At 59.7% G+C, this 13,279-nt stretch carries 10 protein-coding genes; 4 read left to right on the forward strand and 6 right to left on the reverse strand.

What is annotated here, in order from left to right:
- Positions 1–211: 211 nt before the first annotated feature.
- From PHW69_07630 to PHW69_07645, 4 genes are all read right to left on the reverse strand, one after another.
- Positions 212–1,342 carry an amidohydrolase gene (locus tag PHW69_07630; protein ID MDD4005055.1) on the reverse strand — a complete coding sequence of 377 codons (1,131 nt, stop codon included), beginning with the start codon at positions 1,340–1,342 and terminating at the stop codon, positions 212–214.
- 14 nt (positions 1,343–1,356) lie between these two features.
- Positions 1,357–1,950, reverse strand: coding sequence for an anaerobic ribonucleoside-triphosphate reductase activating protein (locus PHW69_07635; protein MDD4005056.1), 594 nt, complete (start codon positions 1,948–1,950; stop codon positions 1,357–1,359).
- A 33-nt stretch (positions 1,951–1,983) separates the two neighbouring features.
- Positions 1,984–4,086, reverse strand: a complete 2,103-nt coding sequence (locus tag PHW69_07640) for a ribonucleoside triphosphate reductase (protein ID MDD4005057.1) — start codon at positions 4,084–4,086, stop codon at positions 1,984–1,986.
- A gap of 242 nt (positions 4,087–4,328) precedes the next feature.
- On the reverse strand, positions 4,329–5,702 hold the full coding sequence (locus PHW69_07645; protein MDD4005058.1) for an MATE family efflux transporter: 1,374 nt from the start codon (positions 5,700–5,702) through the stop codon (positions 4,329–4,331).
- A 140-nt stretch (positions 5,703–5,842) separates the two neighbouring features.
- Between PHW69_07645 and PHW69_07650 the strand changes: the two genes are divergently transcribed.
- The 4 genes from PHW69_07650 to PHW69_07665 are packed head-to-tail and all read left to right on the forward strand — an operon-like array spanning position 5,843 to position 9,813.
- The gene (locus tag PHW69_07650; protein MDD4005059.1) at positions 5,843–6,508 is read left to right on the forward strand and encodes a methyltransferase domain-containing protein; all 666 of its coding nucleotides are present in this window, start codon (positions 5,843–5,845) and stop codon (positions 6,506–6,508) included.
- The gene (locus tag PHW69_07655) at positions 6,505–7,437 is read left to right on the forward strand and encodes a radical SAM protein (protein ID MDD4005060.1); all 933 of its coding nucleotides are present in this window, start codon (positions 6,505–6,507) and stop codon (positions 7,435–7,437) included. Before PHW69_07650 ends, PHW69_07655 begins: the two co-directional genes overlap by 4 nt.
- The gene (locus tag PHW69_07660; protein MDD4005061.1) at positions 7,430–8,629 is read left to right on the forward strand and encodes a hypothetical protein; all 1,200 of its coding nucleotides are present in this window, start codon (positions 7,430–7,432) and stop codon (positions 8,627–8,629) included. Before PHW69_07655 ends, PHW69_07660 begins: the two co-directional genes overlap by 8 nt.
- Entirely contained in the window at positions 8,626–9,813 is a 1,188-nt protein-coding gene (locus PHW69_07665) for an MFS transporter (GenBank protein MDD4005062.1), read from the forward strand. Before PHW69_07660 ends, PHW69_07665 begins: the two co-directional genes overlap by 4 nt.
- A 5-nt stretch (positions 9,814–9,818) precedes the next feature.
- Here the strand turns inward: PHW69_07665 and PHW69_07670 are convergent, their stop codons facing one another.
- Together PHW69_07670 and PHW69_07675 are read right to left on the reverse strand one after the other, a co-directional pair.
- On the reverse strand, positions 9,819–11,663 hold the full coding sequence (locus PHW69_07670) for a hypothetical protein (GenBank protein MDD4005063.1): 1,845 nt from the start codon (positions 11,661–11,663) through the stop codon (positions 9,819–9,821).
- Complete coding sequence (locus tag PHW69_07675; GenBank protein ID MDD4005064.1) at positions 11,663–12,934, reverse strand: glycosyltransferase; 1,272 nt, start codon at positions 12,932–12,934, stop codon at positions 11,663–11,665. The genes PHW69_07670 and PHW69_07675 overlap by 1 nt, the downstream gene beginning before the upstream one ends.
- Between the last annotated feature and the right edge of the window lie 345 nt (positions 12,935–13,279).

The raw sequence follows: 13,279 nt of genomic DNA on the forward strand, positions 1-13,279 counted from the left end.
GCCTCGGTTCACCAGCTCTTCGGCGATGTTGGAGCCTATGAAACCCGCCCCGCCGGTCACCAGCCACAGCGGTTTATTCGCTTCAGGCGGGCTTTTAAGTTTCGAAATTTTCTTTACAGGCATAACGCCTCCTTGTCACGGCCGTCAAAAACCCGCTTGCGCGGGTTCCGGCGCCGGCTGCCGACTGGTTGTATTGTACCAATTTAGTCCGTCAAACAGAACCGCGCAAAACAGTTTCGAGCAATCGCGCGGACGGCGTTAGCAGCCGGTCCGGGTAATCGTAGCGCGGACTATGCAGGGGAGGCTGTTTTTTTCCGCTCCCTATGCCGGCAAGCGCGCCGCTTATTGCGGCGGTAAAACAGCCGAAATCCTCGGCCGTTGGGAAAGAGTTCCGCAGTTCCGCCGTCTTCAGACCCGCCGCCTCCGCCGCGCGGCGGACCAGTTTAACGGCACAAGGCGAGTTTCTTGTTTCCGGGCAGGCATCGGTTACCGCAAGCCGCAGTTTCAGCCCGTGCTTTCCGCTGACGGCCGCGGCGGTCCGTTCGCATTTTTTCACCAGCCGGACAAGCCCGGCCTGTGTTTCAGCTCGCGCAGTCAGCATAAGCGTGCCGGACCCCGGCGACGTGCCGAAATACGGCCCGCCCGCGTTCACGCCCACCACCGTCAGCTTCGCGCCCGGTATTGCGTGCGGATGGGATCTGACAGCCAGTATGATCTCAGCCAGCGCGCCGGCCGGATTGAGTCCTTTCTCCGGCTCGCTCGCGTGAGAAACGCGCCCGGCAAACTCCATGATGATACCCGCCGTCGCGCGGCACATTACGCCCGCCTTGAGTATTACCGAGCCCAGTTCGAAACCCGGAAAATTATGCAGCGCGAAAACCCGGTCGGGCATGAAGTTTTTGAATTTTTTATCCGCCAGCACCGCTTTGGCGCCGGCGAGCGTTTCTTCGGCGGGCTGAAAAAGCAGAACCGCGCGGCCGCGCGCGAGCGGTTCTATCTTCAGGGCCCGCGCAACGGCGCAGACAGCCGCGGCATGCCCGTCATGCCCGCATTTGTGCGCCGCGTTTGAAAATGACCGGTAAGGCGCGGAAATTTCATCCTTTATGGGGAGCGCGTCCAGCTCGGCGCGCAATAAAACGGTTTTGCCGGGCCGCGCGCCGTTATAAACGGCAGCCAGCCCAAACCCGCCCAACCCGGTAATCAGTTCATCGGGCTTTTGCCGGCCGAGATAACCGGCTATGATGCGAGCGGTATTGCGCTCGCGGCCGGAAAGCTCCGCCGCCTGATGAAGTTTCCTTCTCAGCGCCGTTATTTCCCGGCCGGCGGCAAACGTTTCTTTCATGTTTAATCCGGCCGTCAGCTTTTTTCCTTCTGCGGCTGGCAGGGGTTTACGGTAAGGCTGTCGGGCTTGGTGAACCGATAGATTTCGGCCAGATCGCCCGTGGTCAGAAACCGCGTATCGAGCGTAATGCGGAATTCGTGCGGCACGGAGCAGGTCTTGAGCGCGGCAATGCTTTCGCGCAGGGCCGAGGTGTCGGCTTTAACGCCGCTTAACAGCGCGTATTTGCCCATCGGGGCTTTTATGTCCATGGCCACGAAATCAAGCTGTTCTTTTTTCAGCAGCAGCCCGAGCATGTCGGGATTGGTGCCGTTGGTGTCGAGCTTCACCTTGTAGCCGTACCAGCGTATTTTAGCGATCAGTTCCGGCAGATCGGAATGCAGTGTGGGCTCGCCCCCGCTTAACACGATGCCGTCAAGCTGGCCGCGCCGCTTTTGCAGAAAAGCCTCTATCTCCGCGTCCGGCACGGGCGCGCCGTACTGATCGGGATAGACCAGTTCCGGATTATGGCAGTAAGGACACCGGAAATTACAGCCCTGCGTAAACAGCACCGCCGCCACATGACCCGGATAATCTATGAGCGAAAATCTGTTCAGACCGCCTATTTTCATAACGCGGACACTCTCCCTTGCCGCAATTTCCGGTCAGATCGTAAGCGTGCGGCGCATGAAAAATTCTTCCTTCTTGCCGTCGTTCCACTGCGCCACCGGCCGCAGATACCCGACCACCCGCGAGTACACCTCGGTCGGCTTGCCGCACCTGGGGCAGAGATGCTGCTCTCCGTCAAGATAGCCGCAGGCCGGGCACACGCTGAAGGTCGGCGTAACCGACAGATACGGCAGTTTGTAATTGGTGCAGACCTTTTTAAGAAACGCTTTAAGGGCGGCGGTGTCCTTTATCCGTTCGCCCATGAACAGATGCACCACGGTTCCGCCGGTGTAGCGGGTCTGGGTTTCGTCCTGAAGCTCCAGTATTTCAAACACGTCGTCGGTATAATTGACCGGAAGCTGGGTCGAGTTGGTGTAAAACGGATTCCTGCCCTCTTCCGCCGGACCGTTGGCGAACACCATATCGGGATACTTTTTCGCGTCAAGTTTGGCGAGCCGGTACGAAGTACCCTCCGCGGGTGTGGCTTCGAGATTATAATTGTTGCCGGTTTCCTGCTGGTAGCGGGTCAGCACGCCGCGCATGAAATCGAGCGTGCGGACGGTAAAGGCGTTACCCTGCGGCGTGCCGATGTCTTTACCCAGCAGATTGACGCAGGCTTCGTTCATGCCCACTATCCCGATCGTGGCGAAATGGTTGCGCCAGTATTTGCCGAACCGCTCCTTGATCGAACGCAGATAAAATTTCATATAGGGATAAAGGTTCGCGTCAGTCATCTTTTCCAGCGCCTTGCGCTTGATTTCAAGGCTTTCGCGCGCCGAATCCATCAGCGTTTCCAGATTGGCCAGGAACTCCTCCTCCGTTTCGGAAACGAACCCCAGCCGCGGCATATTGATCGTGACAACTCCGATCGAGCCGGTCAGCGGCGCTGACCCGAACAGCCCTCCGCCACGCCGGTTGAGTTCGCGGTTGTCTATCCGCAGGCGGCAGCACATGCTGCGCGCGTCCTCGGGGTCCATGTCGGAATTGACGAAATTGGCGAAATAGGGAATCCCGTATTTGGCGGTTATCTGCCACAACAGGTCGAGATTGGGGTTATCCCAGTCGAAATCCCTTGTGATGTTGTAGGTCGGGATCGGAAAGGTGAACACCCGGCCTTTCGCGTCGCCTTCAAGCATCACTTCGAGAAACGCCTTGTTGAACGTGTCCATTTCGGCCTGGAAATCGCCGTACAGCGCGTCCTGCACCTGCCCGCCGATGATGACGCCCTGCTTTTTAAAATAGGACGGCACGTTCAGATCAAGCGTCACGTTCGTAAACGGCGTCTGGAACCCGACCCGGGTAGGCACGTTGACGTTGAAAATAAACTCCTGCAACGCCTGTTTCACGTCGTTATAAGCCAGCTTGTCGTAGCGGATAAAAGGAGCCAGCAGCGTGTCAAAATTGGAAAACGCCTGCGCGCCCGCGCTTTCGCCCTGCAGCGTGTAGAAGAAATTGACTACCTGGCCGAGCGCCGTTCTGAAATGTTTCGGCGGCTTGGATTCCGATTTGCCGCTCGCGCCCCTAAACCCCGTCATCAGCAGATCCTGCAGATCCCAGCCGACGCAGTACGCGCCCAGCAGCCCCAGATCGTGCAGGTGATAATCGCCTTCAACATGATGTTTTTTTATCTCGTCGGGATAGATTTTGTCAAGCCAGTAGATTTTGCTTATTTCGGACGCGATATAATTGTTCAGCCCCTGCAATGAAAAATCCATATTGCTGTTTTCGTTTACCAGCCAGTCGGTGCGCTTGAGGTACTGCTCGACCAGGCTTACGTTGAACTTGGCCGAGATCTCGCGCATCTGCGCGTGCTGTGCGCGGTAGAGGATGAACGCCTTGGCGGTTTTGCGGTAGGGCGAGCCCAGCAGCACGGTTTCCACAATATCCTGAATATCCTCGACCGCGATGGACCGGGCCGAATGAAACTGGAACGCCGTGGAAACAACCTGCATCGAAAGCTGGCGGGCGGTTTCTTCGTTGAATTCTCCGGAAGCCGCGCCGGCTTTGCAAATCGCGTCGGTTATGCGCTGCGTGTCAAACGACTCCATTTTGCCGTTGCGTTTTTTGATTTTGGTGAAAGTTCTGATTTCGGTCTGCATGATTCTCCCCGTGCTGAAAAACTGAAATTCCTGGGTGCGGCCCGGCTAAAAAACAAAACCCGGTTTCCGCTTGTGTCCGCGCCTATATTATAGGATATTGCGCCCGGCGTTTCTTTCCAATACAGGCACTTCGAAAACCAGCGCTTGAAAAACAGCCCGGGCCGTAGAGCGGAACTAGTATAAAATACCGCTTGACACTGTCCGCCCGGACAGGCCCCCTGGGGCTCCGCGGCCGGAGCCGGCTAGCGATGCGCGCCCAGCCGCAGGCTCTGCCATCGGCCCGAGCGGCACCGCGCATAAAATACCGCCCCCAGCATAAAACTGTAAAAAGTGCCCCACCACCAGAGCGCGGTTATCGGCGCGGCCCGATTAACCAGAACATACACGCCCGGCACAAACAGAAACCACGCGCACAGGCCGGAAGTGAGCATCTGGAATTTTGTATCGCCGCCGCCGCGGATCGCGTTTGAAAATATTATGCCGATCATGTCGAACGCCGTGAAAACGACCAGCACTTTCAGGATCACCCGCGCAATCACGAAAATTTCCGACATATCGGCCGCACTGTGCGCGGAAAACAGGTGCAGGAGCGGCTCCGGCAGCAATAAAAACGCCGCCGCGAGCGGCAGGAAATACATGCCCGCCAGCTTAAGCCCGCTGTAAGCCACCCGCGCGGCGATCAGGGGCCTGTTCGCGCCCATGTACTGCCCGACCAGAGTCTCCACCGCCATGCCCACGCCCAGTATCGGCATGAACGCCAGCGTGTTGATCGTGAAAATGACATTGTTCGCCGCCAGCACCGCATCACCCATGTTGCCGGCGAGAAACACGAACACGGTGAACGAGGCGATATCCAGAAAAAATCCCACTCCGTTGGGCACTCCGTATTTAAGCAGTTTGGCAAACAGCGGCCAGTGAAACGAAAAAAGCCGCGCGGTGCGGTAGATGCGGCGGTGTTTTTCATTTAAAATGATCGCTAGAAACAGGATTACCGGCACGAAACTGCCCGCCACCAGCGCAATCGCGCCGCCGCGGATGCCCAGTTCGGGAAACCCCCATTTGCCGAAAATCAGCAGATAGGACAGCAGAATATTGAACGCATTTGCCAGCACCTGCACAATCATCGTCACTTTTGTCTTGCCGCGCCCGGTGAAAAACGCCGACAAAGCCGCCCCTAGCGGCACCATGCCGCCCGCCGCGGTGGTGATGACGAAATACTGGCGTTCCATTTCTTTTACCGCCGGCGTATGGGCGGACATGCTGATGATCATCAGACCGGGAACAATGCACAGCGCGATCAGAACCGACGAAAACACCGCCAGCCACACGCCCTGCCACAGCGAAACCGACAGATTGGCATAGCGTTTCCCGCCGTAATACTGCGCCACGAACACGTTGGTATAGGACGCGGTGCCCAGAAAAAAACAGATGAACGTGAATGAAAGAATGCCCGCCGGCATGACAGCCGCCAGCGCTTCCGGGCTGTACCACGCGAGAAAAATGCGGTTCACCACCTGCATGATGGTGGCTGACGCCGTTGACAGGACAAGCGGATAGGTGAGCGCCCACAGCTCTTTCACTCCGCCTTCCTCGTTTTTCAGTATCCCTTGCAGCATAAGAAAGTCCAAACCGGCGAGATATCCAATTGTCCCATATTTGGAGCGGCAATGAAACCGTGCCCTCGGCGGATCTGCGCGGAACCGGCGCATATTGTAAAATATCATAGCCCCTAACATATACCGCTCACGGAACGCATATGCCGCAACACGCCGACTGGAAAGATCCATCGCTCGCCGTCTGGTATAACAAAACGCTCGGCTTCTCAGACGAACAGATAAAAATTTATCTGGCGGCGCTCAGCCTGCGCCCGCATGACACGCTGGTGGATTTCGGCTGCGGCAACGGCGTTCTGCTTTATCACGCGGCGCCGCTGGTCAAAGCCGCGCTGGGTGTTGACTCCGCCGCCGCCCAGCTTGCGCTGGCGCGCGAAAAAAACGCGGCGTTCGGCAACGTGACTTTCCTTGAGCGCAATTTCGAAGACTGCCGGCTGGACGGCCATGCCTTCACGCGCGGCTCGGCCCGCAAAGCCCTGCATCATCTGGACGAGCCCGCTAAAAATCTTTTTTTCCGGCGAGCCGGCGCCTGCTTTGAAAAAAACGCGCTCTTTATAATAGAAGACGCGGTGCTCGACTTCGAGCTGGCGGAGCTGGATGGCAGCCTGCCGCGCCTTGAAAGCGAAGCCGCCCGCTATTACGGCCCGCTGTGGAAAGAGATACGGCGGCAGTTCATGCTCATGATGCGCACCGAATATCCCGCCTCGCTCTCTCGCTGGCGCGAAGCCGCCCGGGCGGGCGGCTTCGAAATCGTGTCCCATACACAAAAAACCTGTTTTTACGGCACTCTGCTGATGAGGAAACTATGACCGGCTCCATAACGCTTGTCGCGCCCGGCTGCCTTGGCACCTGCTGGCACGGAAAATATCATTATCTGGAACCTTACTGCGGCTGCGCGCACGACTGCGTTTACTGTTACGCGAAGTCGCGCGCGGGCGTGCTGGCGAAACTGGCGGAACTCGGCACGGCGTTCGCCGAGCCCGCGCCTATGCTGCCGCAACCGCAGCTGCTTGCGGCAATCAAGAAAGAGGCGGAGTCGGGCGCGCTGAAAACGGTCAAGCTGTCGCGCTTCACCGATGTTTTTTCGCCGCCGTTTTCGGATAACGGGCTGGCTTTGAGGATCCTGCGGACACTGGCGGACTCGCCCGTCGAGCGCGTTATCATAACGACCAAAGGCGCTCCGCCGGACGAAACGATCCGGCTGATGGGCTCGCGCCGGGAAAAGTTTTCATTCAACGTTGTGGCGAAACCCGACTGCGGGTTCCGGTTTGAAAAAAACGTGCCGCCGCTGGAAGCCCGGCTCGCCGCCGCCGCGCGGGTTAACGCGGCCGGAGTGAAAACCACCATTCACCTTGACCCGCTGGTGCCGGGCTTTGAGGACCGGCCCGAAACCCTCGAGCCGCTGCTGGCGCGCCTGAAAGCGCACGGGCTGAACCGGGTGATGTTCTCCTACCTGCTTTTAAACAACGCCATCCTCTCGGAAATGCGCGCCGCGTTCGGGGCGGATTTCGCGCGGCAGCTGAGCGCGCTGTATGACAACGCGGAAATACGGATGCTGCCCAATCAGGACGACACCGTTTACGCCTCCATGAAACCGGCCCTGAAATCGGAAAGCGTGCGCCGGGTGTCCGCGCTTTTAAACGGGCAAGGGTTTGAATTCGTGCTGTGCTCGCTTAAAAGCGGACGGCACGCCGCCGACTGCGGCAGCAACCTGTGCGACGGCAGTTTTTATGCGTAAAGCGTGGCTGATCAACGTCGAGGACACAGTCGGGCCGGAAATAGCCGGGCGGATACTGGACTCCTATCTGCTGCGTTACCTCCCGCTGGTCAGCCCGGGCGATTTCTTCATAACGCCGCACATGCCGCATTCCGGGTTCGTCGCATATGTATGCAGGCTGAAAAACCTGCCGCCCCCCAAAAACTGGCTGATTGCGGCCCGGCCCGGTTCCCGGCCGTACTCGTTATGCCGTTCGGCGCTGCAAGATGACGCGCTGGCAACCCGGCTGCGCCGCGCCGGAACGGACGGCGGGCTGGAGCTGTACCCGTTCATGCAGACCGCTGCGGCACTCGCGCTGGCCCGCAAATGCGGCCTGCAATGGCGCGGCACCGCGCCCGAAGCGGTCGGGGCGGGCTATCCTGCCGAATTAAACGACAAGGCCCGTTTTAAAGAAGTGTCAAAAAAGCTCGGCATCCGCTGCATCGGCGGATTCGTTGAGGACAGCCTTGCTGAAATTAAAAAAGCCGCCGCCGCGCTTTCCGGCGGCGCGGGCCGGCGCGTCATCATAAAAAAAACCCGCAGCGGCGGCGGTTACGGAAACTATGCCGGCACGCCGGACGAAGTGCTGGCGCGCGTGGCGCAGTGGCACAGCGGCGAACCCGTTCTGATAGAGCCTTATGAACGCTTCGGCGCGGTATGCGGCACGCTCTCTCTGCTGACTGACCGGAGCTGCGATTATCTCGGCGCGGACCGCCAGTTTATCCACGGCGACTCATGGCACGGGTGCAGCTATCCCCATGCCGGCCAGCCGCAGCTGCGCGAGCTCAGCCTTGCCTACGCGCGCTATTTTCACGAACGCGGCGCGCGCGGATATGTCAATCTGGACTGGGGGATCGGAGAAACCGGCACGCTGACCGCAATCGAATGCAACTTCCGGCTCAACGGGTTCAGCCATATCCTGTCAATCGCGGAACAGGTTTTCGGGCTGACACCGGAGCGCGCGCACATAAAATTCGCGTCGGCTTTCCCGGTCGCGCAGGAAGTGCCGGTTTTTGACGCGGCCGACACGCTGAACAAAGAGCTGGCGGGCCGGGCGTTCGCGCTGCCAGCGGGGCTGGCGGAACACGGAACAATGCCGCTGCTGCTCGCCGCGGAAACCGAACAGGAGCTGGCGCGCGCAGACTCGCGAGCCGGAGAAATTTTCACGCCATGACCGGGCCGGATAAAACCTCAACCCTGGCAGGCTGGACGGTGGTCTGCGCCTCGTTCACCCTGATCTTCGGTTTTTCGGCGGTGGATCACGCCATCTCGCCGCTGGTGGAAAGTTTTTCCGTGTTTTACGGCGAACCGCTGAACCGGGTGCTCTGGCTCATTTCCACCTGCACCGCGGGAATAGTGTGCGGCATTCTGGCGGGTCCGGCACTGCTGAAAGCCGGCGGGCCGGACCGGCTGGCCAGAGCCGGAGCCGCGCTGCTGGTTGTGCCGCTCGCGTTTTTTCTTCTGGGCGGGCGGTTTCACGGCGCGCTCGCCGCGCGGTTTCTGTTCGGGCTGGGCGCGGGGATGACCAGCACGGTCATGTGGTGGCTGACTTACGAGGGCGTGCCGCGCCGTTATTATACTGCCATGGTAACCGTGCTGATGGCCGCCCGCCCGATGGCGGTTGCGGCGGGAGTGCCGCTCGCGGGCTATATAGCGTACCGCGCGAACTGGCGGTGGGCGTTTGCGGTGTTTCTGGTTCTGATAATAGCGGGCGGACTGGTTCTGCTGGCCGCGCTGGCGGATAAAAAAACCGAACCCGCGCCGCTGCGGCTGGCCGGTTTTTTCTCGGCCTACCGCGCTGTGCTGGCCGAGCCGAACGCCATACTGTATTACGGCGGGCTGATGCTGACGAGAATCTGCTATTTCGGGTTTTACTCGATGCTCGGAATCTGGATGATAAAATATTACGGGCTTGACGTAAGCGGAATCACCCTCCAGCTGACATACATAGGCATGGCGGAAACGCTCGTTAACTTCATTATTCCGCCGGTTCTGGGAATGGGTCGCAGAAAAGTTTTTGACGCAAGCGTGCTGCTGTCGGCGGTTTTGTTTATCGCGATGGTCTACGGGGCGCTGCCGCTCTGGGGCTCGGTGCTTTTGATAGCCGGTTTTGTCATGTTCGACCGGGTATATACAATGGCCGGGGTGATGGCGATCCCGGAAATATTTCCAGCACTGACCGACAAAACGGCTACCGGCAACATGGTAACCCTGACCTCGTGGATCGGGCTGGCCGTTATCTCCGCCGCAGAAGGCGCGTTTCTCAGCCTTGAGCGGGTGCCGGCCATGGCGACCGCGCTTGTCGCCTGCCTGCTGGTCGGGCTGGCCTGCCTGTACCGGGTTCAGCCTAAAACCTGAGCGGGCTAGGGCATTTCAAACGAATCCGCCGTCCGGTAAACCGCAAAGGTTTTATTGCTGTAAACCGGCGGCATCGGAAACCCGTGAATTTCAGAAAGCGTAACGATATACTCCGCCCGGGTAACCGCCGCCGCGCGCAGAATGCTTTGCGCCGTAACCGGCTGCATATACTCGGCCCGCACCGGCGCGGTGACACGCGCGCCGGGACTGCCCAGCAGCGCGCCCAGCGCGGTGATTTTTTCGTACCACTGTTTTTCAAAGCCGGGAGTCCAGTGCATGGCGGCGGCGTCAAGCCACTCTATCACCGGCGACCGGCTGGAAAACACCCGGAAGCCGTTTTCACCCGGAGGAGTAAGGAACCGGGCCGTTACTGAAGTGTTTTGTCCGGCCCATTTCTGTGCCGCGATCCAGTCATTATCCTTATTGGTCCGGCCGCGCAGGCAGACGGTGCCTATCATAAGCGGCGCCAGCGGCAGCAGCGCCGCGCACGCAACAAAAACGGCTTTTTTCCTGGCAGCGTTCAACCCTTGAGCCAGCACGGGACGGTAACCGTCGAGCAATATCAACGCGCACACTGTTGCGAACACGGCGCAGTGCAACGGATTGGCGGCCGAACCCGCCGCCGCGTAAAAACCGGCCGCGACACCGGCTCCCGCGCAGATGTTTCCCAGTTTCACAAACAGTTTTTCGCGCGGAGTCTGCCGCGCGCCGGACAATTCGTATGCGGCAAACACGCCAAAAGCCAGCCACGCCAGCCCGGAATAAAGGTGCGTGGAAAACACGTTTGCGAGAAGCGCGGTTTTAAGCCAGCCGCCGTCGCGTCTGAACAACCGGGCCGCGTAGCCGCCGGCGAGAATGAGAATCATGGCGTCAAAAAGCGAATCGGCGCGGTACAGCTGCAGCGTGATGATGAACCGGACGGGAATAAGATCGCCGAACACAAACGCGCCCGCAACGCATAACAGAAACGAAACCGACAGAGCTTTGAGAAAGCCCGCGCCCGGCCTTCCCGCCGCCACAGCGCTTCTTATAAACAGCCCGCCGAACGCGGCGTAGACAATGGCCTGCGCAATACGCCGGGCGGGCCAGGCCGACATGAAGTAATGCCCGCTGTACCAGTATCTGAGCAGTCCGTCAAAATCCGGTGACGCTCCGCCATACGGATTATGCACCGCAAGCGTGAAATACCACCACAGCCACGGCGCGACCAGCAGCGCGAAAACCGCCCAGCCCCTGAAATACTGTTTGCGGGAGCTGGCGGCCGCCGTCGCGCAGGCGAACGCCGCCAGCAGGTAATTGACCGGCAGTCCGTTTATGTAATACGCCGCGGCGGCCAGCGCGAACGCCCGCACCGTGCGGCCCCTGAGCAGCAGCAGCACGCACAGCATGATAAACGGCGCCGCGGCGGACGTGGGGAAAAACGAGTTCTTCATCAGCGGGTCTTCGCCCAGAAAGGTCAGATAATTGGTGAGCGGGCACACCGCGGTAAGCAATACCCCCGCCGCAGCCGCCGCGCGCGTGCCGAAGAAAAACAGCCCCAGTTCCGCCGTAACATAGAACAGCAGCGCCTTAAACGCCAGAAACAGCGTGAAATGGAGCGGATACAGCGGAACAAATTTTCCGGCCAGCGCCATCAGCCGGGGAAACAGCGAAGGGAAGAACCCGGCGGTCTGCGCATAGCGGTCTACCGGGAAAAGCGCGCCGTCCATAAACCGCGCGATGAACGGCACGGTCTGCTGCACGTTGGGCGACAACTCGTATGCATACCCGTTCACAAGCAGCGCCAGCAGCGAAGCAAGCGCGGCCAAGGCGAGTTTTTCCGGTACGGAAAGCCGTGTGCCGTTTTCCATTATCCGCACGTCCGTTCGATAAGATCCGCGGCAAGCGCGGTTCCGTGTTCGGTTTTAACAAACCGGGCGGCTGCCTGCGCCCGGCGTTTATAGCCGTCGTCCGGCAAAACCAGCTTTATCCGGCGCGCGAGTTCCGGGGCGGTGAGTCCGGCGCGGGCAAGGTGCGCGGGCCCCAGACCATGCGCGCTGATAATGCGGCCCCAGTAAGGCTGATCCGCCAGATGCGAAACTATTATCTGCGGCGTGCCGCATAAAAGCGCGGTATGGGTTGTGCCCGCGCCGCCATGATGCACAATGGCGGAACAGCGCGGCAGTATGGCCCTGTGCTCGGCCGACCCGGTGACCAGAACCGCGCCTCTGGCCTCGGTCGGGCGGCCGGGCAGCTGGATAATGGCGCGCGTGCCTGCGAGCCGGGCGGCGGTTTCAAAAAGCGTTTCCAGCGCGGCTGGTTCCGGGTCGAAATCGCTCATGCTGCCAAACCCCATAAACACCGGCGGAGAGCCGGAAGCGATAAATTCAGAAATCCCCGGCTCCTGCGGCAGATCGGTGCGCGCGGCAGGCACCTCGAAAAAGCCGCACACTTCATTGCGGCCCGCCCAGTCGGGCCGGGGCGGGCATAGCGCGACACTCGCGGAAATCAGGTTTAAAAGCGGCGACGCCACTCCTTCGTCGAGGAAACTTTTTACAGGCGCAACTCCCAATTCCGCGCGCAGGCGGTTCATGCGCCGCAGAAATAGCAATCCGGCCGTCAGGTCGGTGAACCGCCAGGCCGCGCGGTTGAGCCGCGAATTTTTCAAAAACGCAAGCGGATACAGGTGGTCAGGCGGATACTCGCCGGATGGCACAGCCAGCGCCGACAACGCCTGCGTAATATAAGGTTTGCTGAATTTCGCAGCCGCGGCATTAAGCGGATAGGCGAGAGTATGCCCGATCAGCACATCGTTTTCCCGGGCGAGGCGGAGCGCGGCGTCCGTCATGTCCCGTTCCATTGAAAACAGCATCAGCTCAAGCGACGCCATAAACTGCCGCACCTGCAGCCCCCTGCCCATTACGGCAGGCGCGACGGCGGCCAGCCCGGCGCGGGTCGGGAAAGGCGATCTAAGCATTCGCAGCTCCACTCCCAGATTATTCGCCAGAACCGCATAATCGCGGTTGTCCACCGGCGTCACCGCCAGCGTAACGCTGTGCCCGCGGGCCGCCAGTTCTCCGCCCAGCGCAAGCAGAGGCCGCACGTCGCCCGCGCTGCCCCAGGCCTGTATGCCTATTTTCATTTCCGCACCGGTCGCATAAATTTGTTTGACAAAAACAACACTTTCAGCGGCGCCTGATCAAAAGCGCACCCGTTCCGCTCGGCCACGGCCCGAAACGACCGCATATCAGCCCCCGCGGAAACGGAACAGCGCGCAAAAAACCGGCCTCCATGCCAAAGGTTCGCATGGGATATTTTAGTAAAGAAATATGCGCTATAGGAACATATATGCGCGGCGCGCATGTCAAGCAATCTAAGAATCTTACCATGGGTCTATGGGACTGCGTTCTTAAATTTGGCGCTTTTTCGGACTCTGCCGCCGGTTTGCCAAACGGTAAATTGCCTCCAGTTTTTTCTCTATCGTTTT

The organism is Elusimicrobiaceae bacterium (genome assembly GCA_028700325.1).
Lineage (GTDB): Bacteria > Elusimicrobiota > Elusimicrobia > Elusimicrobiales > Elusimicrobiaceae > JAQVSV01.